At 45.3% G+C, this 23873-nt stretch carries 20 protein-coding genes and 1 pseudogene; 13 read left to right on the plus strand and 8 right to left on the minus strand.

Going from position 1 to position 23873, the window contains the following annotated elements; all coding sequences use genetic code 11:
• Positions 1-97: 97 nt before the first annotated feature.
• Positions 98-1249 carry an IS4-like element ISAbe18 family transposase gene (locus ACNPNW_RS01055; protein WP_004646736.1) on the plus strand — a complete coding sequence of 384 codons (1152 nt, stop codon included), beginning with the start codon at positions 98-100 and terminating at the stop codon, positions 1247-1249.
• 459 nt (positions 1250-1708) lie between these two features.
• Here the strand turns inward: ACNPNW_RS01055 and ACNPNW_RS01060 are convergent, their stop codons facing one another.
• The gene (locus ACNPNW_RS01060) at positions 1709-1918 is read right to left on the minus strand and encodes a cold-shock protein (protein WP_004281299.1); all 210 of its coding nucleotides are present in this window, start codon (positions 1916-1918) and stop codon (positions 1709-1711) included.
• A 540-nt stretch (positions 1919-2458) separates the two neighbouring features.
• Between ACNPNW_RS01060 and ACNPNW_RS01065 the strand changes: the two genes are divergently transcribed.
• On the plus strand, positions 2459-2791 hold the full coding sequence (locus ACNPNW_RS01065; RefSeq protein ID WP_005105347.1) for a hypothetical protein: 333 nt from the start codon (positions 2459-2461) through the stop codon (positions 2789-2791).
• A 171-nt stretch (positions 2792-2962) separates the two neighbouring features.
• Here ACNPNW_RS01065 and ACNPNW_RS01070 read toward each other — a convergent pair.
• From ACNPNW_RS01070 to ACNPNW_RS01090, 5 genes and pseudogenes are all read right to left on the minus strand, one after another.
• Positions 2963-3909 (minus strand): annotated as a pseudogene (locus ACNPNW_RS01070) (copper resistance protein B).
• Positions 3896-5662, minus strand: coding sequence for a copper resistance system multicopper oxidase (locus ACNPNW_RS01075; protein ID WP_044111335.1), 1767 nt, complete (start codon positions 5660-5662; stop codon positions 3896-3898). The pseudogene ACNPNW_RS01070 and the gene ACNPNW_RS01075 overlap by 14 nt, the downstream one beginning before the upstream one ends.
• Positions 5663-5703: 41 nt before the next feature.
• Positions 5704-5985: a hypothetical protein gene (locus ACNPNW_RS01080; protein ID WP_228284853.1), complete on the minus strand. Its 282-nt coding sequence runs from the start codon at positions 5983-5985 to the stop codon at positions 5704-5706.
• Positions 5982-6125: a hypothetical protein gene (locus ACNPNW_RS01085; protein WP_448766401.1), complete on the minus strand. Its 144-nt coding sequence runs from the start codon at positions 6123-6125 to the stop codon at positions 5982-5984. The genes ACNPNW_RS01080 and ACNPNW_RS01085 overlap by 4 nt, the downstream gene beginning before the upstream one ends.
• Positions 6126-6249: 124 nt before the next feature.
• Positions 6250-6450 (minus strand): DUF3565 domain-containing protein, encoded by a 201-nt coding sequence (locus ACNPNW_RS01090; protein WP_005245699.1) that lies wholly within the window; start codon positions 6448-6450, stop codon positions 6250-6252.
• A gap of 143 nt (positions 6451-6593) precedes the next feature.
• On the opposite strand from ACNPNW_RS01090, the gene gshB reads away from it, so the two are divergent.
• Positions 6594-7544 (plus strand): glutathione synthase, encoded by a 951-nt coding sequence (gshB, locus tag ACNPNW_RS01095; protein WP_044111337.1) that lies wholly within the window; start codon positions 6594-6596, stop codon positions 7542-7544.
• 51 nt (positions 7545-7595) lie between these two features.
• Here the strand turns inward: gshB and ACNPNW_RS01100 are convergent, their stop codons facing one another.
• Positions 7596-8798 carry an MFS transporter gene (locus ACNPNW_RS01100; RefSeq protein WP_191112301.1) on the minus strand — a complete coding sequence of 401 codons (1203 nt, stop codon included), beginning with the start codon at positions 8796-8798 and terminating at the stop codon, positions 7596-7598.
• Positions 8799-9221: 423 nt separating this feature from the next.
• On the opposite strand from ACNPNW_RS01100, the gene murG reads away from it, so the two are divergent.
• The 7 genes from murG to lpxC all read left to right on the plus strand — a co-directional run bounded on the left by murG (position 9222) and on the right by lpxC (position 17339).
• The gene (gene murG, locus ACNPNW_RS01105; RefSeq protein WP_448766402.1) at positions 9222-10319 is read left to right on the plus strand and encodes an undecaprenyldiphospho-muramoylpentapeptide beta-N-acetylglucosaminyltransferase; all 1098 of its coding nucleotides are present in this window, start codon (positions 9222-9224) and stop codon (positions 10317-10319) included.
• Between the two features lie 12 nt (positions 10320-10331).
• Entirely contained in the window at positions 10332-11780 is a 1449-nt protein-coding gene (gene murC, locus ACNPNW_RS01110) for a UDP-N-acetylmuramate--L-alanine ligase (RefSeq protein ID WP_005245710.1), read from the plus strand.
• Positions 11781-11837: 57 nt separating this feature from the next.
• Entirely contained in the window at positions 11838-12767 is a 930-nt protein-coding gene (locus tag ACNPNW_RS01115) for a D-alanine--D-alanine ligase (RefSeq protein ID WP_448766403.1), read from the plus strand.
• A 2-nt stretch (positions 12768-12769) separates the two neighbouring features.
• Positions 12770-13624 carry a cell division protein FtsQ/DivIB gene (locus ACNPNW_RS01120; RefSeq protein ID WP_312585782.1) on the plus strand — a complete coding sequence of 285 codons (855 nt, stop codon included), beginning with the start codon at positions 12770-12772 and terminating at the stop codon, positions 13622-13624.
• A gap of 70 nt (positions 13625-13694) precedes the next feature.
• On the plus strand, positions 13695-14957 hold the full coding sequence (ftsA, locus tag ACNPNW_RS01125; RefSeq protein WP_005245712.1) for a cell division protein FtsA: 1263 nt from the start codon (positions 13695-13697) through the stop codon (positions 14955-14957).
• Positions 14958-15116: 159 nt separating this feature from the next.
• Positions 15117-16310: a cell division protein FtsZ gene (gene ftsZ / locus ACNPNW_RS01130; RefSeq protein WP_448766404.1), complete on the plus strand. Its 1194-nt coding sequence runs from the start codon at positions 15117-15119 to the stop codon at positions 16308-16310.
• Between the two features lie 126 nt (positions 16311-16436).
• Positions 16437-17339 carry a UDP-3-O-acyl-N-acetylglucosamine deacetylase gene (gene lpxC, locus ACNPNW_RS01135; RefSeq protein ID WP_004647241.1) on the plus strand — a complete coding sequence of 301 codons (903 nt, stop codon included), beginning with the start codon at positions 16437-16439 and terminating at the stop codon, positions 17337-17339.
• A gap of 99 nt (positions 17340-17438) precedes the next feature.
• Here the strand turns inward: lpxC and ACNPNW_RS01140 are convergent, their stop codons facing one another.
• Positions 17439-17879: a DciA family protein gene (locus ACNPNW_RS01140; protein ID WP_004647242.1), complete on the minus strand. Its 441-nt coding sequence runs from the start codon at positions 17877-17879 to the stop codon at positions 17439-17441.
• Positions 17880-17986: 107 nt separating this feature from the next.
• On the opposite strand from ACNPNW_RS01140, the gene ACNPNW_RS01145 reads away from it, so the two are divergent.
• The 3 genes from ACNPNW_RS01145 to ACNPNW_RS01155 all read left to right on the plus strand — a co-directional run bounded on the left by ACNPNW_RS01145 (position 17987) and on the right by ACNPNW_RS01155 (position 23734).
• Positions 17987-18670: a M23 family metallopeptidase gene (locus ACNPNW_RS01145; protein ID WP_005245719.1), complete on the plus strand. Its 684-nt coding sequence runs from the start codon at positions 17987-17989 to the stop codon at positions 18668-18670.
• 328 nt (positions 18671-18998) lie between these two features.
• Positions 18999-21701: a pyruvate dehydrogenase (acetyl-transferring), homodimeric type gene (gene aceE, locus ACNPNW_RS01150; RefSeq protein ID WP_180087150.1), complete on the plus strand. Its 2703-nt coding sequence runs from the start codon at positions 18999-19001 to the stop codon at positions 21699-21701.
• Between the two features lie 2 nt (positions 21702-21703).
• Positions 21704-23734, plus strand: a complete 2031-nt coding sequence (locus ACNPNW_RS01155) for a 2-oxo acid dehydrogenase subunit E2 (protein WP_448766405.1) — start codon at positions 21704-21706, stop codon at positions 23732-23734.
• The last annotated feature ends 139 nt before the right edge of the window (positions 23735-23873 follow it).

Consider the following 23873-nt stretch of genomic DNA (forward strand, 5'->3'; position numbering starts at 1 on the left):
CACTGCTGTCCCATAGTTTGCTTTAAATAAAAAAACCTGAGTCCTAACAGTTAAAATATGAGTGCAAACAAACACTTTAACGACCAGGATTCAGGTTTTGTCACATCAGAATACCGTATTTCATGAGCTAATTAAACCTGTTGTGCGACAGGATTTTGAACAACTTGCTAAAGTACACCATGTTGGACAGAAATTTAGAGCGGCTTCCCGGTGGGATCAGTTTATTGCCATATTGATGTCTCAATTCTCTTGTAGACAAAGTCTGAGAGATATTCAATCCAATTTGGAGTGCCAACAGGAAAAGCTAAGTCATCTCGGAGCAAAGTCTATTCCCCGAAGCACGCTGGCACGAATCAATGAGCAGCAGCCTGCTGCCTTGTATCAACAGCTATTTTACAAGTTGCTTAAATACTATGAACACTCAAAAGTAGCTCATAAATTTCGCTTTAAGAATCCCTTGTATTCCTTGGATGCCAGTCATATTGACCTGTCGCTTTCCTTATGTGAATGGGCCAAAGTTCACGACTCAAAAGCCAGCATGAAACTCAGCATAGGATTGAATCACAGCAATGATATTCCTGAGTTTGTTGCAGTTGAAAATGGCAAAGAAAATGACATGGTACAAGGCCGCAAATTCCAGTTTCCTGCTGGCAGCATTGTAGTTTTTGATAAAGGCTATGTCGATTACCAATGGTATGCAAATCTGACTGCTCAAAACATTGGATTTGTCACACGTTTTAGGCCTAAATCTGTGTATCAGGTGATCCAGCAACATCCAGTGCTTGAATCCAAAGGTATTCTAAAAGATGAAACCATTCAGCTGAATAGCGCACATGCCCTAAAAAGAAAAGCCCCAGTGTTAAGAAGAATTGAATATAGAGATCAGCAAAGTGGCAAGCACTTTAGCTTTCTCAGCAATAACTTTCATTTAGCCGCCTCCACCATTGCGGCGATTTATAAAGATCGTTGGAAAGTTGAGCTGTTCTTTAAGGCGATTAAGCAGAATCTCAAATTAAAAGCGTTTCTAGGCCGCAGCAGGAACGCAATTCAGACACAAATCTGGATTGCGATGATCGCCTATTTATTGGTGAGTTTCGCTCAACATTTAGGAAAAACAGGTTGGACAGTTCAACGTTTACTCAGAATAATTCAAGTGAATTTGTTTGAAAGAAGAACTTTAAAAGCTTTATTTTCACCCGATAAAATACCCATAAAACAAGAGGAAGCTCAAATGAGCTTCCTCTTGTGAAAAATTGTGGGACAGCAATGAGCTTAAGCTTCCTTTTTTTATAGATGCTCGATTTTCTAAGTATTTGAAATTTATTATCTCTGTCTATTCTTGTAAGCATTCGCTTACATCAATTCCAGCACTTTGCGGCTGTTTTGAATAGTGTAAATTTCCTATGATAGCTTTAACAGGAACAGGACGTTCCGCACAAGAATAACAATAGATAAATACAAGGAAAGTAAGGTAAGACAGGAGTTATACCAAGCGAACCCATACGGAAAACCCCTGGCAGATGCCAGGGTTTTTCATTTCTATTTCTTTATAGAGCAACGCTTACAACAGCAGTGATTCAGAAACATGATTCTTAAAAATTCACTGTTAATGAGCTAAACAGACAAGTAGAAAACCTTTCACCGAAATTATGAATCTTCAGTGCTAAAAAAAGCACCTAAAGGTGCTTTTTCTTATTGCTGGGCTAAATTATAGCGCAACGATATTGATCGCATTTGGACCTTTTTGACCATCAACCACGCTAAAAGAAACGCGTTGACCTTCAAACAAAGTTTTGAAACCAGAACTGCTGATTTCTTTAAAGTGTGCAAAAACGTCAGGACCTGATTCTTGTTGAATAAAACCAAAACCTTTAGTTTCGTTAAACCATTTTACTGTACCGGTAACTGTAGTAGACATAATATAACCTGTTAAATTTTAATAATTTTAGTCATGCAAATGACTATGGATAACTTGGAAAAACAACAAGAATTGAAATAAAGATCTGAAAAAACTGAGGATTATAAATAATACTGCGGCACTTAAAGAAGCTTAACTAAACAACGCTTTTTTCTAGTTAAACACAGCATAGCCTAAATCATAAAATATTCAAGTTTTTTATATTTATTATTTATTTTTCTTATAAAAGTGGCTCCATTCTCTTTTTTAAAAAAATTCAAGCTAGTCTAGTTCTATTGATTACATTTAAGCTTTAGCGAAGCAAAACAATAAATAAACGTTGTGTTTACGTTACTTTATGTTAATCAGAATCGTTCAGTACTCAGCAAGATTTTACTAAGTCAGTGTATTTTATAACTTTGGGTAAATTAATATTTGTAGCTTTAAGATAGTTATCGTCATTGCTCATGTATAAAAATCCACCTATATTAAAACTCAATTGGAAAAATTAACTATAAGAATTTCTTAATTTTAATTTAAAACCAAATACGAGTGAGTCTCATGGATTACTGGAACAGTGTGTTACTTATATCCATCATCACCATGGTTGGATTGGCCATGATCATCCTGTTCGTCGGATGTAAAATGTGGAAGAACTTGGTGGTCACTTTACTGATTGCCACCTTGATTGGTTTTCTGATTGTATGTGCAATCAATTTTGTTTTTGGCGATCGTCTTCAATTTCTATGGGGTGCCCCTGAGACTGGCGATAGCAATTTTATGCTGGAAATGGGGCTGATGAGCCTGTTAATTGGCGGCGTGAGTACCTTTATCATTATGTTAGGCACTTTGGTTGCTAAAAGTAACAGTAGAAATCAAGGCGATGAAGACTAATTTTTCGCAAAATGCCAAGTGTCTTAATGAGCGGGAAAGTGCAGAAAAACATCGCATATGCAGTGCGTAGGCTTAAAAAATCTTTGTCAGCCAAATGTATAGTGCCATAGCGCTACGGGGCATAAATGGAGCTTCATATCCCGTAGCTGCATAATTTTCTGTATCAAAAATTTAGAACATCATTCTTAGACCTGCACCATAGATCCAGCCTTTTTCAGAATCAGAGCTTTGCTGCCAGGCTGTCTGTTTGTTGCCTTTACTATATTCATAACCCACTTCCAGATAAGGCATGAGCTTTTTGCTCAGTTCATAGCGTGTTTCCAGGCCCAAGGTGGCATGACTAAGGCCGGTTTTTCTCGCATTCGCTGCCTGATCATTCAGGATGACATCCAGTTCGACAAAGGGCTGCATAATCAGTTTCTGAGTCAGTAACAGGTCACGCTCTGTTTCCAGTTTTAATCCGACAAAGTCATCTTCACCGACATAGACATGAGCATCCGTTTCGAAAAAGTAGGGGGCCAGGCCATGCAGGCCAAATACTGCATCGAAGCGCTCGTTCTGCTGGTTTGTAGAAGGCTCGGCTAAATTTTCCTGTCGATACGCACCCCGGTCTGCACATCCCAAAAATCGGAAATATTGCGGCTATACAACACTTTGGCATCATATTCGGCCTGATGGGATTCATGTTTGTCGGCTTCTAACTTGAGGAAGATTTTATTTTCATCCGTGCCGACTCTGGCCTGGTTCTTGGACTTGAATGCTCCATTTCTCTCTGAACTATGCTGCCATTTCTGGTCCAGAATAATCTGGCTATAAATCTGTGCACCATGTTCTTTACGATGATCATGTTCGCTGGCAGAACTGACTGAATTTTGTGGCGTGCTCAGCACCTGCTGTTGATGCAATAACTTTGGTGGCGGTTGATAGGATGAGGCATCTGCTGTTCCAGTATGCTGTGCGTGGTTATCAGCCATGTTTTGCATGGCATGATGTCCGCTATGATGCTGATGTTCAGCATGGCTTGTATGATCGCTAGAAGCTGCCGCAAAAATACTCAGACTGCTTAGGGTAAGCGCACTGCTGAGCACTGACTTTACAAAAAGATTAGTGATGTGCATGGCTTTCTCCTTGAGCAGCTGCTGGTTTTGAAGGCATTTTTTGTGAAGAAGGGTGAGATGTTTGATCTTCATCTACATGTGCCACAATCAGCTTGTTCATCATGCCGGCACTCATGTGATAGAGCAGATGGCAGTGAATCGCCCATTCTCCCAGTTCGTCTGCTGTGAGCAAGGTCGTGACCGTTTTCCCGGGCGGCACAATCACGGTGTGTTTATTTGGCATATTTGCAGCAGACTGACCATTTTCCAGCTGCATAAACATGCCATGCAAATGCATCGGATGGGCCATCATGCTGTCATTGATAAATTTCAGCTGGATCCGCTCGCCATATTTCACTTGAAGTGGCTCGGCATCACTGAATTTTTTACCATTCATGGTCCAGATGTAGCGCTCCATGGTTCCACCCAGACGAATCACCAGTTCACGTTCTGCTGCGCGGGTATCAGGTTGTGGTGTCAGGGCTTTGAGGTCTTGATATTGCAAGGCTTTGTGCCCTGCAGGCGTAGACATATTGGCCCAGCCCTCAACCGGCTGATGAGGCTGATTGGTTCCGGACATGGCATTATGACTTGCATGCATGTCGTGCTGGGCATGTTGATCATGTTCACTTGTGGCAGTCTGCATGGTCTGACTGCTGTGTGTGTCATGTGACATGTCATGTTGTTCGCCATGTCCCATATCTTCCATGGTCAATAAGGCACGAGGGCGCGGTGTTGGTAATTGAACCGGAGCCAGGGCTTTACTTGAATCAGTTGCCTGATGCAGACTGCCAATGGCAAAGCCTGAGCGGTCGATCGATTCCGCTTCAATCTGGTAATGCGCTGCAGTGGGTTCCACAATCACATCATAGGTTTCAGCGGTTCCGATACGGAATTCATCTACATTGACCGACTGCACCGGTTGTCCATCGGCACTGACCACGGTCATTTTCAGCTGGGGAATACGCACATCGAAAAACGACATGGCAGAAGCATTGATGAAACGCAGGCGGACTTTTTCATTGGGCTGGAACTGGCCACTCCAGTTTTGTTGCGGCGTTTTTCCATTGACCAGAAAGGTATAACCGGTAACATCAGATAGGTCGGTTTTCAGCATACGCATCTGGTTCCACATCTTGCGGTCTGACCAGGTGGCCTTCAGGCCATCACGTTTCACCTGCTGGAGTACATCGCCCAAGGTTTCACGCTGGTTCTGATAATATTCGGCCGATTTTTTTAAATTGTTCTGAATCTGCTGGCCGCTTTGTTCGTGAAAATCTGACAGCATCACCACATAATCCCGCTCGGTTTGTTCATGTGGAGGTAGTAATGTCTGTGCTTTGGGGCGAATCACCAATGCGCCATAGAGGCCGTCCTGTTCCTGACCTTTGGAATGTGCGTGATACCAGTAGGTGCCGTTTTGACGAACCTTGAAGCGATAAGTAAAAGACTGCTTCGGTTTGATCCCCTGAAAACCGTTAAATCCGGGCACACCATCCATCAGCCCAGGCAGGAGGAGGCCATGCCAGTGCAGCGAGGTATCCTGATTGTTCAGGTTGTTTTGTACATGAATGACTGCATCATCACCTTCTTCAAATTCCAGCAAGGGTGCAGGGAATTTTCCGTTTACAGTGATACGCTTGACCGTCTTTCCGGTGAGATTGATCGGGCTTTCATCAATGACCAGATGATATTCTTTTACGGCTGCAAACAAGGCAGACGACGAGATGAGACCGAAGCCCAGACACAGGCTTTGACTGATTTTAAGCAACATAACTTAATCCTTAATGAATAAAAAAATTTAAAAATTCAGGATCAAGCTTTGGGTGGGCGCAGGATTTCTTGCCAGTAACCGGCAAGGTGCTGGGCATGGTAAGCAGGGAGGAGGGTTTTTTCCGGATAACCGTGATCAGGCACGCTTAACTCGGGCGTTGTAATGGGCAGGCTGGTGACCAAGTTCTGGCAGGCCATAGTGCCACAATCCAGACAATCTGATGACTGCTGGGTGCTGTCACTGACACAGTCCGGCTGAATCAGTTCCTGATCTTGATGATGATCAGTCTTATGCAGCGAGTGAGAAGCAGAGGGTTTTGTCATTTCCAGACAATGAGGATTCGTTTTTCAGACGGCATAACCAGATGCATGGTGTTTGCAGATGCGACAGACACACTGCTCCAGCCTATGGCAAAAACCACAAGCATCACCAACCAGATCTGTTTGACGAGCCGTATGAGCAAAAGTACACCCTGAAAAAATGCGCTGCATGTTTGAGCAATAAAAGCATAAACGCAGTAACTCAAATTAGCAAATTCTGGACAAGATTATTTTTTAGGTCACCTACATACTACTTTTTTCATAGGTTCAGGTTGCAGTTTCGCACTTTTCGCATTTTTTACAGTCTAGCAGCATCCCGAGTTTTTCTTTACGTCCTTGCTCGGTCATCACCCATGGGCGATTTTGCCAGGGCGGGGTATGCCGCACATGCTGGCCATGTCCGCAGGCCAGTTCTGCAACCCAATGCTGTTCCTCATCCAGGTGAAAACCGATAATGGCCTGTTGCATGGCATACCTCCCTTGAGCTCAAATTGCCTGAGCATCTATCTAAAAACCTATACAAAATAAGTCATGCAAAATCACCATAAACAAAAGAATCCACACAAGCTATACTCCTTGCCAAGTCATTTTTTGAAAAAGAGCAGAGACACATGCGCGTACTTGTTGTGATGGATCCCATTGAAAATGTAAACCTGAAGAAAGACTCGACCATGGCCATGCTGTGGGCAGCAGCACGTCGCGGGCATGAACTCGGTTATGCATTGCAGGAAGATTTATATATCGATCAGGGCAAGGCCTTTGGTCTGATCGCGCCGTTACAGGTATTTGAAGACTACGACTATTATTATGAACTTGGCGAAAAACAAAAAGAGTCGATCGCTGCTTATGACGTTGTCTTGATGCGTAAAGATCCGCCTTTTGATATGAACTTCGTCTATACCACTTATATTCTGGAGCAGGCAGAGCGCGAAGGGGCATGGATCATCAACAAACCGCAAAGCCTGCGTGACTGTAATGAAAAACTGTTCGCGACCCAGTTCCCGCATCTGCAAGTTCCGACCTTGGTGACTTCGCAGCAAAGCCTGATCCGTGAATTTCTCAAAGAACAGGTCGATGTGATTGTAAAACCGCTAGATGGTATGGGCGGCACCGGGATTTTCCGCCTGTATCAGGATGGCATCAACATCGGTTCAACCATTGAAATGCTGACCAATAATGGTACCCAGCCGATTATGGCGCAGCGTTATATTCCGGAAATTGTCGAAGGCGATAAACGCATCCTGATGATTAATGGTGAGCCAGTGCCGTATTGTCTGGCCCGTATTCCACAAAATGGTGAAGTGCGCGGTAATCTGGCCGCGGGTGGCCTAGGTGAGGCACGCCCCCTGACTGAAAATGACAAAGCCATTGCAGCAAAAGTAGGGCCGTATCTCAGAGAAAAAGGTCTGGTCTTTGTAGGGCTGGATGTGATCGGAAATTATGTTACTGAAATTAATGTAACCAGTCCAACCTGTATCCGTGAAATTGACACCCAGTTTGGCACCTCGATTGCAGATGATCTGTTTGCCGTGCTGGAAGCGGGGCAGGCCAATCAGGTTTAAAAGCAAAATCAGGTGAAAAAAGAGTCTGCTTGCAGGCTCTTTTTTATTTTTTCATTGGGGATAGCGCTTAAATAAAAATGCCGTCATTACCATACCCAGCATCGAAAGGCAGACGGTGATAATGGCAAGATTGGCCCAGTATTGAGTGGCAGATATCAGCGCAGCGCTCAGGGTCGGTATAAAAAACTGTGCGCAGGCTGAGATTTGTAAAACCAGACCCACACTGGCCGCTGCTGCATAGGCGCGTGGTGCATAGTGCAGGGTAATCGCAAAAACAGTGGTTGGGATCATCCCGCCAATCAGTGAAAACAGCACGGCACTGACAACCTGCAATTCAAATGAGAGCCAGGAATTTGCGGCAAATACCAAGCAACTGCTACAGAGCATTGCCACAAATCCGGTACTCAATAAGGTGTACGGTCTATAACCCTGTTGCAGCAACATGCCTGCGCCAAAAGTGCCCCCCAGATTGGCCAGCACGACCATCGAGACCAGCATCCCTGCACGTTTTAAGTCCAGTCCCTGTTCAACATACAGTGTAGGCAGGAAGCCCGTGACAGTAATCCATTGACTGGTATAACAGGCGAAAATAATCGCCAGACAGATAATGGGAGGATGGGTCAGGGTAATTTTAACAATCTGCCAGAATGAGGTATTTTCCTTAGTTGCCTGGGAAAAGTCGGGCTGTGTTATCAGGACAGGTTCAATATTTAAATATTGTTTGATCATGCCAGCAATGATAAGGCACAGGCAGCCCAAAATGGCCCAGATCGTTTGCCAGTCCAGATATTCAAGCAGGATAGGAATCATCAATACGGCCAGACTGACACCCACACCCATATAGGAACTCCAGAGTCCCATCTTGAAATTCAGTGTTTCAGCGCGGCTGGTACGTTTTAAAATTGCAGGCGCGCACAAGGAGATGGTTAAAAATCCAATTCCTTCCATAAAACGCAATACATATAAAGTGGCAGGTTGCGTAATCCAAAGCCCAGCAAGACTGCTCAGCCCTAAAATGATTAAGGCCATGATCAGGCAGCGCTTTAATCCCATTTTTTCCGAGAAGGCGCCAATGCATAGCGCAAACAGCATTCCGGCGGCCTGCACCAACGCTAATGAAAAACCAGCCTGGGTAAAACTCAGGTTTAAATCCTGCTGCAACACAGGAATCACGGCCGAAAGTTTACCGACATGGATCGCAGCCAGATAACCGGCCAAGATAATCCATACATCACGAAATGATATTTTTGACATCTATCCGAACTGCGTCCATTTAAAGCATCTGCTTGTACATCAAGCATCATTCATATATGGATATGAATAACATGAAAGTTTTATAAATTTATAGGATTTAAGCCTAAGCTCATTAGTCGATGATAGGGCATGGATTGACCGGGAGTGGGCTGTAAATGGTTCTAAATAAAGCCCTGTCCTTGGCAAGATCATTGATAATATAATGAAAAGTGAGTTTAAAATTGGTATGATGCTTCACTTAAGTCTAAGGAAAAGTGCAGACCTTATAAATAAAACGAGTCTAAACTTGAAATTTGCGTGAAAAAAACAATTAAAGCCTTGTTGAAATAAAGTAAATAAACTTTCATGGCCTGAGGTTTGTGATTACAATTGATTACTTAAATCAGATTTCCTGCTCCATTTTTAGTATTGAAGAATTAAACCGTGACCGACGCTCAGCAAAAACAGCCTAAACATGTCATGATGATGGCCGCAGGTACAGGTGGACATGTGTTTCCAGCGTTAGCTGTTGCCAAAGATTTACAACAACAAGGTATACAGGTTTCCTGGCTGGCCACCCCTGCAGGCATGGAAAACCGCCTGTTAAAAAACCAGAATATTCCCATTTATCACATTGATATTCAGGGCGTGCGTGGCAATGGTTTCTTACGTAAAGCCTTGGCGCCTTTTAAAATCATGAAAGCCACCTTCAGTGCCATGAAATTCATGAAACAGCTTCAGGTCGATGCCGTGGCAGGCTTTGGCGGTTATGTGGCAGGCCCGGGTGGTTTGGCCGCACGTATCTTAGGCATTCCGGTGCTGATTCATGAACAGAATGCAGTTGCTGGTTTTACCAATACTCAATTGTCGCGTGTGGCAAAGACCGTGTGTCAGGCGTTCCCGAATACTTTTCCGGCCCAAGAAAAAGTTGTGACTACAGGTAATCCGGTACGACAAGAAATTAGCGAAATTTTAAATCCGTCCTGGCGTTATCAGGAGCGTGACAAGGCAGGACTGCCCTTACGTATTCTGATTGTTGGCGGATCTTTGGGGGCGCAAGCCTTAAATGAACGGGTTCCGGAAGCTTTAAAGCAACTCAATGTGCCATTAAGCGTCTATCATCAGTGTGGGCAAAACCATGCTGAGGCGACACGGGCACGTTATGAAAATGCACCAGCCAGTCTGCAAGTAGAAGTACAGCCTTTTATTGAAGATATGGCCAACGCCTATTCTGATGCCGATCTGGTGATTTGCCGTGCCGGAGCTTTGACTGTAACTGAAATTGCCACTGCCGGCGTAGCTGCGATTTTTGTGCCGCTTCCAAGTGCGGTGGATGATCACCAGACGGCCAATGCCGGTTTCCTGGCCAATATCAATGCGGCAAAGATTTGCCCGCAGGCCACGATGACCCCGGAAAGTTTAACAACATTATTAGAGCCGATGCTGAATCGCCAACTGTTAATGGAAATGGCCGTGAAAGCACGCCGACAGGCTCAACCCGATGCGACTCAACATGTGGTCCGTTTAATTCAAGAATTGTAATCCGAGTAAACTATGTCTCCAACAACCCCAGCTGAACAAGCGAAAAAGTTAATCAAAGTGCCGGAAATGCGTCGTATCAAACACATTCATTTTGTGGGGATCGGTGGTGCAGGCATGTGTGGTATTGCAGAAGTGCTGAAAAACCAGGGCTATAAAGTTTCCGGTTCAGATATCAAGGCATCCAATACCACCGCACAGCTGGAAGCGAATGGCATTAAAGTCTATATCGGACATACTGCAAATAATATTAAGGGCGCCAACGTGATCGTGGTCTCTACCGCGATTGATAAAGAAAATCCGGAAATTAAAACCGCGATTGAAAACCGTATTCCTGTGGTTCGCCGTGCGGAAATGCTGGGTGAACTGATGCGTTACCGTCATGGAATTGCCGTTGCCGGCACGCATGGCAAAACCACGACCACTAGTCTGATCACCTGTATGCTGGCTGAAGAAAACATGGATCCAACCTATGTGATCGGTGGTTTGCTGAACCGTACCGGTATGAACGCAGCCTTGGGCGCCAGCCGCTATATCGTGGCCGAAGCCGATGAGTCAGACGCTTCTTTCCTGCACCTGGAACCGATGGCTGCTGTGGTAACCAATATTGATGCCGATCATATGGATACCTATGGCGGTAGCTTCGATGTCCTGAAAGATACCTTTATCCAGTTCCTGCAAAAACTGCCATTTTACGGCTTGGCTGTAGTCTGTGGTGATGATGCCAATATCCGTGAAATTATGCCGCGGATTGCACGCCCGTTACTGACTTATGGTTTCAATGAAGACAATGACATCCGTGCAGTAGATGTTGATCAAGATGGCATGCAAACCCACTTTACCGTATTGCGTAAAGAGCGTGAGCCATTGCGTGTAACGGTCAATCAACCAGGTTTGCATAATGTGCTGAATGCCTTGGCTGCGATTGGTATAGCAACCGATGAAGGCGTGTCTGACGCTTCAATCTGCCGTGCACTGGAAGGTTTCAGTGGCGTAGGTCGCCGCTTCGAAGTTCAGGGTGAGTTTGCGATTGAGGGCGGTGACGTGAAACTGGTGGATGACTATGGTCATCATCCAAAAGAAGTCGAAGCCACGATTAAAGCTGCGCGTCAGAGTCATCCGGACCGTCGTCTGGTAATGATGTTCCAGCCACACCGTTATAGCCGTACCCGTGACTGTTTTGATGATTTTGTGGAAGTACTTTCTACTGTAGACCAGTTATTGTTGCTGGATGTTTATCCTGCCGGTGAAAAACCGATTGTCGGGGCTGACAGCCGTACTTTGGCTCGTAGCATTCGTCTACGTGGTGAAGTCGAGCCGATTCTGGTCGATGCAGCGGACGGCAACCTGAATCAGATCATGAGAAAAGTATTGCAAGCAAATGACTTGTTATTAACCCAGGGCGCAGGTAATGTTGGAGCAATCTCAGTCGAGCTTGCGCAAAATCACTTATATATAAAATAGTCATCTTGCGTGACTGAATTGAATTGACCAGATTGAAAAAAGTTTAAGGATATAAACGTGTCAAATGCTTCAAAATTCGGAAAAGTTGCCGTGTTGCTTGGTGGTAAATCTGCAGAGCGTGAGGTTTCTCTAGACAGTGGTACGGCGGTACTTGAGGCATTAGTGCGTTCAGGGGTCAATGCGGAAGCGTTTGACCCGCAGGAGCGTAGTGTCACAGAACTGGTAAATTATGATCGTGCTTTTATTGTATTGCATGGACGTGGCGGGGAAGACGGCCAAATTCAGGGCGCACTGGAATGGTTAAACGTGCCGTATACCGGTACCGGTGTACAAGGTTCTGCGATCGGCATGGACAAGGTCAAGACCAAGCAGGTCTGGCAGGGTTCGGAATTGCCGACAGCACCGTATCGCATTGTCACCAAAGATTCTGATGCGACCGAGATTGTTAATGCTTTAGGCTTGCCTTTGATTATCAAGCCGGTGCATGAAGGTTCCAGTATCGGTATGAGCAAGGTCGAAAAAATTGAAGATTTTGCCGAAGCAATTGCCAAGGCAACTGAACATGATGCCGTGGTGATGGCAGAAAAATGGATTACTGGCCGTGAATACACCATTGTGGTTTTAAATGGTCAGGCGCTACCCGTAATTCGTCTTGAACCGCCTCAAGATGTCGCCTTTTACGATTATGAAGCGAAATATCAGCGTAATGATGTGCAATATGGCATTCCATGTGGTTTAACTGAAGCTGAAGAGCAGCAGTTAAAAGCCTTGAGTTTACGCGCATTCCAGGCAGTCGGTGCCAGCGGTTGGGGCCGGATTGATGCCATGCAGGATGAACATGGCAACTTCTGGTTGCTTGAAGTCAATACCGTACCGGGCATGACCAGTCATTCTCTGGTGCCAAAAGCGGCAGCTGCAGTCGGATACAGTTTTGATGAGCTGTGTGTTGCGATTCTGGAACAGACTCTGACTGGTTCGGCACACTAAATATGGCTCAACTTCCTGTTTCCATGCGCCGTAAACGTGCTGCGATTACTTCAATTCACGATAAGCCGCCAACACGCAAAGAAAAGCTGACCAATTTTGGTGGCTGGTTATTGTTGTGTATTGCGCTGCTGGTGCTGGCCTTTGGAATATTGGGCTTATATAAAGTCATGACCAATAGTGACGTGGCAGAGCTGGGCGTGGTAGGTACGCGCTCGGCTGCTGAACAGCGTCAGGTCATGCAATATGTGTCACCGATTGTGACCGAAAACTATTTTACTTCGGATCTGGAAGCGATCCGTGATCGTACCCTGGAATTGTCCTGGGTGGATCGGGTCGTGGTGTCCCGAGCCTGGCCAAATGGCATTCGGGTGCGGGTGATGCCGCATCATGCAATTGCACGTTGGGGAACAGGGCGTTTATTGAGTGACAGTGGTGTTATTTTCACTGAAGTCACACCCAAGAATTATCAGGCATTACCGTTGCTACATGGGCCAGCGAGCCATGCAGAAACCATGATGCGTCGTTATAATGAAATTAATCAGTTATTTTTGCCACAAGGCATTCGTCTAAAAGAATTATATCTCACCGAGCGAATGACCTGGTTTATGCAGTTTGATTCGGGTTTAAGAATAATTGTGGATAAAGATCAGACCATGAGCAAATTACAGCGCCTGAGTCATCTGTCTCAGAGCGATTTAAAGCCAGTCTGGTCTAAAATTTCGGCCATCGATCTGCGTTATCGCAATGGATTGTCGATCCAGTGGAAAAATTCAATTCCGCCTAAAATTGTAAATGGACATTTTATTGTAACCATTGATGACACGGGCGTTGAGAATAATGTAACAGTAAAGCCATAATGACCGGCTTTAAAAAATAGAGGCATTTAAAGCCATAAATCTAACAAACACGTAATGGTAGTAGTGAATAATGAGTGAAGCTGTTCCCTCGGTTGTAGCGATTGACATTGGGACACACAAAGTTTCAGTTTTGATTGGCAAGGTACACGCGCCAGACAATATCCAAGTGATTGGTATGGCCACCGCTCGTAACCGAGGCATGAGTAAAGGGAAAATTGTCAGTCTCGATAAAGTTATTACTGCAATTAAAAATGCCGTTCAAGAAGCAGAAGATATGGCGGAATGTCGTGTACATTCTGCCTGGGTCTCTATTCCAAGTGCCGAATTAAAAAGCTTTTATGCTTCAGGTCGCACCTCGATCGACAATAGCGAACATGCGATTACCACCAGTGAAGTGGTGCGTGCACTGGAATTGGCCAAAGCCAGTCATTTGACTTCAGATCATTATCTGGTCAGTGCTGTGCCTCTAGGTTTTGAGCTGGATGATTCACCGGAATGGGTGCTAAACCCGATTCGTATGTCGGCACATAGCATGACCGGGCATTATCATCTGATGATGCTGCCGATCAGTACCATGCAGAATATTGATCGCGCCCTGAAAGGTGCCAATATTGGCGTGGAAAAAATGGTGGTGTCGAGTCTGGCGACTGCTGAAGCCAGCCTGCTTAAAGATGAAAAAGAATATGGCGTGTGCTTAGTAGATATCGGTGCTGGTACGACCAATGTTGCAGTGTATGTGGATGGCCGTCTAGCCTTAACCCATACCTTCCAGCGTGGCGGTGAACATGTGACCCGAGATATTGCAGCAGTATTGCAAACCACGACTGAAGAAGCTGAACGTCTGAAATTATTGTATGGCTGTGTCGACCTGAAAGTGGTCAAGCCGGATCATATGATTCAGTTCCAGGGGATTGATGGACCACAAACCATCAGCCGGATTGAACTGACCGAAATCATCATGGCGCGTTATGAAGAAATTCTGGGTCTGGTGCGTGATGAACTGGTAAAAAATGGTGCCCTCCAGGGCTTGTATCATGGTGTGGTATTGACCGGCGATGCTAGTCATATCGAAGGAATGGTGAGCTTTGTTCGCCGTACCATGGGGGTCTCGGCGCATTTAGGTAATCCGCCGACTCAGGTGTATGCAGACGAACAACATCAGGCTGCTTTACGCCGCTCGCAATATAGTACTGTGGCGGGCTTGCTGATGTTTAGTCAGAGTGATACCCAGGACACAATTGTGGAACAGGATGATGTAGAACGGTTGTCATTGGCTAAGCGGGTCAAAAGAGCCTTGTTTGGCTTTAATGACACCTTGAAATCAATCTTTTAAGTCGATTTTTATTGTGAATATTGTTGGGAAGATGTAGTTAATCGGGCTTGTACTTGACAAGTGAACGCATGAGCAGCATTCTTAAAAACAATTTTATTAAGATTAAGGCAGTATACGGGCTTAGTGACTGCCAATTATGAATTAGGAATTTTATAGGTCATGGCCTCATTTGAATTTTTCGAAGACGATCATAGCGATAGCAATGGTCAAGCCCGTTTCACTGTGTTTGGTGTAGGTGGTGCGGGTGGTAATGCTGTACAACATATGTTGCAGTCCGATATCCAGGGCGTAAAGTTTGTTTGTGCCAATACGGACAAGCAGGCATTGGATCGCATGGAAGCCGAATTTAAAATTCAGCTGGGCGAGCAAAGTACCCGTGGTCTGGGTGCAGGTGCAAATCCGCAAGTCGGCCAGACCGCAGCAGAAGAAAGCCGTGAACTGATCCGCCAGCAGCTTGAAGGGACCGATATGGTCTTTGTTACTGCAGGTATGGGTGGTGGTACCGGTACCGGTGCAGCGCCAGTCGTGGCTGAAATTGCGAAAGAAATGGGTATCTTGACCGTTGGTGTCGTGACCACGCCATTTAACTTTGAAGGCAAACGCCGTCTACAGTCTGCTGAAAAAGGCATCGAAGCTCTTGAGCAGCATGTAGACTCATTAATCATCATTCCAAACCAGCGTCTATTGAAAGTCTTCCGTGATATTTCAATGAAAGATGCATATAAAAAAGCAGATGATGTGTTACTGAATGCAGTACGCAGTATTTTTGATTTAGTCGTCCGTCCTGGTCATATCAACCTTGACTTTGCTGACTTGAAAACAGCCATGAGCACACGTGGTTATGCCATGATGGGTGTCGGTCTGGGTCGTGGTGAGAACCGTGCACGTCAGGCTGCTGAACAGGCAATCCGTAGTCCATTACTCGACAACGTGACTATCATGAATGCTAAAGGTATTCTGATCAACGTGACTGGTGGCGATGATGTGACTTTCGGCGAAATTGAAGAAATTACCGATGTCGTGAACCAGATTGTCGATTTAGATGAGGGTCAGGTGTTCTACGGTACCGTTTTTGATCCGGATGCGCGTGATGAAATCAGCGTGACTGTGATTGCAACAGGTTTAACCCGTCATGCAGCGGATTCAGTTGAACCGACCAAACGTACTAATGTACAGGCAACTCGTCCAGCAGCAGTTGCACAGGCTGTGGTGGAAGATGATGATGTACCGGCAATTCAGCGTCAGCAGCATGAAACAGGGGCAGCAGCGAATCCAGTGGCGGCTTCGGTTTCTAGCTCGCGCCCAACGCCAATGAGCATTCAGGATTATCTTAAGAATCAACAGCGTAAATAACATGTAACATCATGTGTTTAGATGGATTAGACAGGAAAGGTGGCTTTTAAGCCACCTTTTTGTTTTTTATCAATGGCCAAATATGCTAACGTATAGCGGTTTTATAGATGAACAGATGATAAAAGCATGTTGAAACAACGTACCCTGAAACGTGTCGTGAAAGCGAGCGGAATCGGTCTTCACAGTGGGCAAAAAGTCATGATTAACTTTGTGCCGCACCATGCCGATGGGGGAATTGTGTTTCGTCGTATAGACCTGAACCCACCAGTGGACATTCCAGCTGATGCCATGCTGATTCAGGAAGCCTTTATGTGCTCGAACCTCGTTCAGGAAAATGCCAAAGTAGGCACCATTGAACATGTCATGAGTGCGATCGCTGGTCTGGGCATTGATAACCTGATTATTGAAGTATCGGCTTCTGAAGTCCCGATTATGGACGGCAGTGCAGGTCCGTTTATTTACCTGTTGATGCAGGGCGGTTTGCAAGAGCTGGATGCTGCTAAAAAATTCGTCAAGATTATTAAACCGGTTGAAGCACTGATTGATGACAAACGTGCCATTTTTAGCCCACATGAGGGCTTTCAGCTGAACTTCACCATTGATTTTGATCATCCTGCCTTTAAAAAAGAACATCAGTCTGCCAGTATCGATTTTTCTACTGAAACCTTCGTTTATGAAGTCAGTGAAGCGCGTACCTTTGGTTTTATGAAAGATCTGGATTATCTCAAAGCCAATAACCTGGCGCTGGGTGCCAGTCTGGAAAATGCCATTGGTGTGGATGAAACTGGGGTCGTTAATGAAGAAGGTTTACGTTTCTCGGACGAATTTGTACGTCATAAAATTCTGGATGCCGTGGGTGATTTATACCTGCTCGGACATCAGATTATTGCCAAATTTGATGGTTACAAATCTGGACATGCCTTGAATAATCAACTTTTACGCAATGTGAAAAGTGATCCAAGCTGCTATGAAATTGTAACATTTGATGACGAAGCCAATTGTCCAATCATGTATGTGAATGTGACATAAGTCATTGTGTTTGTGTCTTTATGTTTTTGTTATTGCTTTAATACTGTGACACACATCACATAATGTTTGCTTTTTAATTTATTACATTTGATTGCGATGTTACTTTTTATTGCTTGCCAAACGTAGTAAAGCTTGGCTAAGCTTAGGGTCGCTTATAAAGTCAGCAGCACTACGAAGTAATTCCTGTGTTTCTGCATTTAAGGCTCTTTCAGGTGTTGCTGAAACAGGTGATGTTTGCGAAGGATTCCGCAAGCAAACTTGAAGTTTAGTGAGATCTGTTAATTCATTTATTTGAGAGAGTTGTGAAATGTATTGCTTTTGAAGATAGGCCAATTGACTGATCATGGCCTGGTTTTCACCGGTAATCGTTAACACACCATTTTGATAGCAGACAACTTGCCAGCGTTCCGGTTGGGGCAATAGCGGTTGTACGAGTTTCGTAAGTTTCTGCCAGGCAGCGACTTGTGATGAGAGAAACGAAAAGTTTCCTGTTTTTATCTGTTTTCTTGTTTGTTGAAAAACGTTGACAGGTTCCGACATACATAATTCCTACATATTTATGTCTTAATCTTATGCGCTTCTTTTAGTGGATATCAAGGATAGAGATCTTCAAGGAACTCGATTAAAGCAGTTTAGAGAGGTTTTTTATGCATATGCGACGTATTTTGTTGGCATTTTCTTTATCAGTTTCAGCGGCTTCGGTTGCGTTCGCAGATTTAGTCAATCTAAATCAAGAAAATGGTTCAACAGATCGTATCGAGCAATTGACGCGTACTCTGGCACAGGGTGCATATACTCATCCAGATGATATCGATATTCCAGCACAGACTAAATTGAATGTTCAACTTCGTGAGAAACCAGTTGAACTGAACAATCGAACGCTTGCTCAGAAGTATGCCAATACTTCATCCAATAAAGCGGCAGCAAACAGTGCTTATTCTTGGCTAATTTCTCATCCTTTACCTAATTCTCGCGTAAGTTCAAATTACGGTGGCCGCACCATGGGTGGCCGTGCTGAAAATCATTCAGGCCTTGATCTTGCAGCGCCAAGTGGTACACCAATCTATGCAACAGGTCCAGGGATTGTGACCAAATCAGGTTGGGGTACAGGTTATGGTCAATACGTTGAAATCAATCATGGCAATGGCTATTTAACGCGCTATGCTCATGCTTCACGTCTTATTGCACGTGTGGGAGAGCAGGTGCAAGCGGGTGACCATATTGCCAATGTAGGCTGTACTGGTCGCTGTACCGGTCCACACTTACATTATGAAGTAGTAAAAGACGGTCAACGTAAAAATCCATCGACTTATTTGGCCATGTTACCTTAAGTATAGACCTGAATAACAAGATGCATCTCTATACATAAAAAATCTCCAATAAGCATTTTAAAGCGTTTAAACTGAAGGCTCTTCAAGTCAACTTGAAGGGCTTTTTGTTTTATCACTTTTAAGTCTCATATTATCACCAACTATTATAATGATTGTATAATAAATCGCCTTTATTGACTATTTTTTGTTATGTTGTGTAATTATACGTCACCCATCATTTAGTTCCTAAATAGTACTGCTAAATCGCATTCAGCTAAGGCCATACCTGCTAAGGTCTCAAATATGGTACATATAAGACATTAGATTAGGCTTTTAGGAACTGTAGATTATGGCGTTTTATGGCGATACAGACGCGCAAGAAACCCAAGAATGGCAAGATGCATTTGACTCTGTTTTGCAGCACATGGGCACTGAGCGTGCAGCATTTTTGTTAGAAAAACTTTATCAACGCGCAATTGCAAAGCATGTTCCTATTCAGCGTTTAAATACTCCCTACTTAAATACGATTTCTGTTGAAGAACAACCTGCCATGCCGGGCGACCAGGACATGGAGCGTCGTATTCGCGCGCTGATCCGTTGGAATGCCTTGGCAATGGTCTTACGCGCGAATAAAACCGGTGATGATCTCGGTGGTCACCTGGCGAGTTTTGCTTCTTCCGCAACCCTTTATGATGTGGGCTTTAACCACTTCTTCCGCGCCAATAGCGATAGCTTCGGCGGCGACATGATCTATTACCAGGGTCACTGTGCACCTGGTATTTACGCGCGTTCATTTTTAGAAGGTCGTTTGACAGAAGAGCATTTGAATAATTTCCGTCGTGAAGTGGGCGGTAAAGGTTTGCCATCTTATCCGCACCCTTATTTGATGCCGGACTACTGGCAGTTCCCAACCGTATCGATGGGTCTTGGACCAATCATGTCGATTTATCAGGCACATATTCAAAAGTACCTGATGAACCGTGGCCTGATCAAAGAAGAAGATCGTAAGGTTTGGGCGTATTTGGGCGATGGCGAGATGGACGAGCCGGAAAGCCTGGGTGCAATTTCTCTGGCAGGTCGCGAAAAGCTCGATAACCTGATCTGGGTGGTGAACTGTAACTTGCAACGTCTGGATGGTCCGGTACGTGGTAATGGCAAGATCATTCAGGAACTTGAGTCACTATTCCGCGGCGCAGGCTGGCGTGTGATTAAAGTTGTGTGGGGCCGTCATTGGGATCCACTACTGGATAAAGATAAATCCGGTGCACTGAAAGCAGTGATGGAAGAAGCAGTCGATGGCGATTTCCAGCGTTACCAGGTAAAAGGTGGTGCTTATGCGCGTGAAAAGTTCTTCGGTAAATATCCAGAAGCCAAAGAGCTGGTGAAAGATTTAAGCGATGAAGATATTGATAATCTGAACCGCGGTGGTCATGACCCGTACAAAGTTTTTGCTGCTTATGCCGAAGCATGTACGGCCAAAGGTCAGCCGACCGTGATTCTGGCGAAAACCGTGAAAGGTTATGGTTTGTCCGAGGAAATCGAAGCAGTCAACAAAACTCACCAAATCAAGAAGATGCAAATCAATTCTTTGAAATATGTGCGTGACCGATTCAATCTTCCTTTCACCGATGAACAGCTTGAAGAAGTACCATTCTACCGTCCAAGCGAAAATTCACCTGAATTGAAATATATGAAGGCACGTCGTGAAGCGCTAGGTGGCTACCTGCCTGCACGTCGTAAAGAAAGCGAACAGCTGGCGATTCCTGGACTTTCAGTATTTGATTCGGTCTTGGCTGGTTCAAATGGTAAAGAACAATCGACCACGATGGTGATGGTACGTTTAATCTCTGCACTTCTTAAAGAGAAAGCGATTAAAGACCGCGTTGTTCCAATCGTGCCAGATGAAGCACGTACTTTCGGTCTGGAAGGGATGTTCCGTCAGCTCGGTATTTATGCCGCGCATGGCCAGAAATATACCCCGGAAGACCAAGAACAGCTGATGCATTACCGTGAAGCCAAAGACGGTCACATGTTGCAGGAAGGGATTAACGAAGCCGGTGCGATGAGTGCATGGGCAGCGTTGGCGACCAGTTATTCAACCAATAACCTGCCAATGATTCCGATGTACATGTACTACTCGATGTTTGGTTTCCAGCGTATTGGTGATATTGCATGGGCAGCAGGCGATGCACAGGCACAAGGCTTCTTGCTGGGTGCAACTGCGGGTCGTACTACACTGAACGGTGAAGGCTTGCAGCATCAGGATGGTCATTCACACATCTTGGCCAATACCATTCCAAACTGTGTCTCTTATGACCCATGTTTCGGTTATGAATTGGCAGTGATCGTGCATGACGGTTTGCAACGTATGTATGTGAACCAGGAACGTGTGTTCTATTACTTAACTGTGATGAACGAAAACTACGAGCATCCGGAAATGCCAAAAGGTGTTGAAGAAGGCATCAAGCGTGGTATGTACTTACTGGAAGAAGATGAAAAAGCCACTGTTCAGTTACTGGGCTCAGGTGTGATCCTGCGTGAAGTGATCAAGGCAGCGAAGATTCTTCGTGAGGAATATCAAATTCATTCAAATGTCTACAGTGTGACCAGCTTCAATGAACTGGCACGTGACGGTATGGCATGTGAAGAATACAACCGCTTGCATCCGCTGGCTGAAGACGTAAAAGAAGCATGGGTATCGAAACAGCTTCGCGGTACTGAAGGTATCGTCGTGTCTGCAACCGATCATATGCGTGCTTATAGCGAACAGATTCGTGCTTATCTTCCAGATGGCCGTCCATTCGTAGCATTGGGTACTGACGGTTATGGCCGTTCAGATACACGTGCCAACTTGCGTAGTTACTTCGGTGTTGATGCTGCCCATATTGTGGTGGCAACTTTGAAAAAACTGGCAGATGAAGGTGAAGTTGATGCGCGCCTGGTAAAAGATGCGATCTCGACTTTCGAGCTTGATACAGATCGTCCAGTGGCTTGGGCACCGCAAGAAACCCCATGTGTACATGCTGTTGCTGACTACAAAGAGGAGAACTAAGCATGCAAATTACGACTCCTGATATTGGTGTAGATAAGGCAACAGTGGCCGAAATTCTGGTCAAAGTCGGTGATACGATCGCGATCGATGACAGCATTGTGTTACTTGAATCTGATAAAGCCTCTGTTGAAGTGCCTAGCACTTCAGCAGGCGTGATAAAAAGCATTCTGGTGAGCCAGGGTGATGAAGTCGCTGAAGGCGCGGTACTGATTGAGCTACAAGCTGAAGACGGTAGCGCTGATGTGGTCGAGCCACAGCAAGCAGATGCCTCACAAAAAACTTCAGAAAATACTCCGACTTCATTGCCGGATCAGGAAATCATGCAGGAACTGGCTTCGCATCAGCCTAAAGCTTCTGCTGCTCCTGAGGCACAAGCGAGCTCACAGGTGGTTGATGTTCAAATCCCCGATATTGGTGTAGAAAAAGCCACTGTCGGTGAAATTCTGGTTTCTGTCGGTGATGAAATCGAAGTGGATCAAAGCATCGTGGTGGTGGAATCAGACAAGGCGACTGTTGAAGTGCCAAGTACGGTTGCGGGCACGGTGGAATCTATCGAGATTAAAGAAGGCGATACCATTAAAGAAGGTGTGGTCATTCTGAAAGTGAAAACGGCTGTTTCGACAGCATCAGCACCGACAGAAGCACCTCAAGCACCAGTTGCTCAAGCGGCGGCCCAAGAGAAAGCAGTCGAAGCACCAGAAACGCCAGCAACACCTGCGGGTGATGTTGAAGTGATGGTGCCTGATTTGGGTGTAGACAAGGCGGCTGTAGCTGAAATTCTGGTTCAGGTCGGTGATACGGTTGAAAAAGACCAAAGCATCATCGTGGTGGAATCAGACAAGGCGACTGTTGAAGTGCCAAGCACTACAGCCGGCGTGATTAAAGCCATTCATGTTGAACTGGGTCAAAATGTCTCTCAAGGCATTGCCCTGGTGACAATTGAAGCTGAAGCTGAAGCGCAAGCTGCTGCTGCACCTGTTGCCGCCAAAGCAGAAGCACCGAAAGCAGCAGAAGAACCAAAAGTGCCTGCTGCAAAAGCAACACCGGCACCTGCTGCATCTTCTACTCAAACAGTCGCGACGTCGGATAATGCCGACAAGCTGACCAAAGAGCAGAATGCCGCTAACTCTAAAGTCTATGCCGGTCCTGCAGTGCGTAAACTGGCACGTGAACTGGGCGTCGTGTTGGCAGATGTCAAAGCATCTGGCCCACATGCACGCGTCATGAAAGAAGATCTGAAAGCGTATGTCAAAATGCGTCTTACTACGCCACAGGCGACTCCTGTAGCCGCTGCCGCTCAAGTCGCAGGTCTGCCAAAACTGCCAGACTTTAGCGCTTTTGGTGGTGTGGAAGAGAAAGCCTTGACGCGTTTGCAACAAGTGTCTATTCCACAGTTGTCGCTGAATAATTTCATTCCGCAAGTGACCCAGTTTGATGCAGCAGATATTACTGAACTGGAAGCATGGCGTAATGAGCTGAAAGGCAATTTCAAGAAAGAAGGTCTTAGCCTGACCATTATGGCGTTCATCATCAAAGCAGTTGCGCACTTGTTAAAAGAAGAGCGTGAATTTGCTGGTCACTTGGCCGATGATGGTAAGTCAGTATTGCTACGTAACGAGATCCATATGGGTATCGCGGTCGCAACGCCAGATGGTTTGACCGTGCCTGTGCTGCGTCATCCAGATCAGAAGTCAATTAAACAGATTGCCACTGAGCTAGGAACCTTGGGTCAAAAAGCGCGTGACAAGAAATTGTCGCCGAAAGATCTGCAAGGTGCGAACTTCACTATCACTAGCCTGGGTTCAATCGGCGGTACGGCATTTACGCCATTGGTGAACTGGCCGCAAGTGGCAATTCTGGGTATTTCACCTGCAACCATGCAGCCGGTCTGGAATGGTGAAGGCTTTGATCCACGCTTGATGCTGCCGTTGTCTCTGTCTTATGACCACCGTGTGATCAATGGTGCAGATGCTGCACGTTTCACTAACAAGCTGACCAAGCTCCTTAAAGATATTCGTACGCTGTTAATCTAAATTGAATTCGATTCACTCTCTTTTCTCTTGCGCTTCATTGAAAAATATTTCAATTGAAGCTCAGGGAGAAATATAAAGAGGGTGTACAGAGAAAAACCCTGCTTCGGCAGGGTTTTTTGCTGCTGCATTGAAAAATAAT

It is taken from the genome of Acinetobacter endophylla (assembly GCF_053543775.1).

Excerpts from the sequence above, each read along its gene's own strand:
- gshB (WP_044111337.1), top strand. The coding sequence starts at position 6,594 with ATGCGCGTACTTGTTGTGATGGATCCCATTGAAAATGTAAACCTGAAG.
- ftsA (WP_005245712.1), top strand. The coding sequence starts at position 13,695 with ATGAGTGAAGCTGTTCCCTCGGTTGTAGCGATTGACATTGGGACACAC.
- ACNPNW_RS01120 (WP_312585782.1), top strand. The coding sequence starts at position 12,770 with ATGGCTCAACTTCCTGTTTCCATGCGCCGTAAACGTGCTGCGATTACT.
- ACNPNW_RS01065 (WP_005105347.1), top strand. The coding sequence starts at position 2,459 with ATGGATTACTGGAACAGTGTGTTACTTATATCCATCATCACCATGGTT.
- ACNPNW_RS01100 (WP_191112301.1), bottom strand. The coding sequence starts at position 8,798 with ATGTCAAAAATATCATTTCGTGATGTATGGATTATCTTGGCCGGTTAT.
- ACNPNW_RS01075 (WP_044111335.1), bottom strand. The coding sequence starts at position 5,662 with ATGTTGCTTAAAATCAGTCAAAGCCTGTGTCTGGGCTTCGGTCTCATC.
- murC (WP_005245710.1), top strand. The coding sequence starts at position 10,332 with ATGTCTCCAACAACCCCAGCTGAACAAGCGAAAAAGTTAATCAAAGTG.
- ACNPNW_RS01080 (WP_228284853.1), bottom strand. The coding sequence starts at position 5,985 with ATGACAAAACCCTCTGCTTCTCACTCGCTGCATAAGACTGATCATCAT.
- lpxC (WP_004647241.1), top strand. The coding sequence starts at position 16,437 with ATGTTGAAACAACGTACCCTGAAACGTGTCGTGAAAGCGAGCGGAATC.
- ftsZ (WP_448766404.1), top strand. The coding sequence starts at position 15,117 with ATGGCCTCATTTGAATTTTTCGAAGACGATCATAGCGATAGCAATGGT.
- ACNPNW_RS01090 (WP_005245699.1), bottom strand. The coding sequence starts at position 6,450 with ATGCAACAGGCCATTATCGGTTTTCACCTGGATGAGGAACAGCATTGG.
- ACNPNW_RS01140 (WP_004647242.1), bottom strand. The coding sequence starts at position 17,879 with ATGTCGGAACCTGTCAACGTTTTTCAACAAACAAGAAAACAGATAAAA.
- aceE (WP_180087150.1), top strand. The coding sequence starts at position 18,999 with ATGGCGTTTTATGGCGATACAGACGCGCAAGAAACCCAAGAATGGCAA.
- ACNPNW_RS01155 (WP_448766405.1), top strand. The coding sequence starts at position 21,704 with ATGCAAATTACGACTCCTGATATTGGTGTAGATAAGGCAACAGTGGCC.
- ACNPNW_RS01145 (WP_005245719.1), top strand. The coding sequence starts at position 17,987 with ATGCATATGCGACGTATTTTGTTGGCATTTTCTTTATCAGTTTCAGCG.
- ACNPNW_RS01060 (WP_004281299.1), bottom strand. The coding sequence starts at position 1,918 with ATGTCTACTACAGTTACCGGTACAGTAAAATGGTTTAACGAAACTAAA.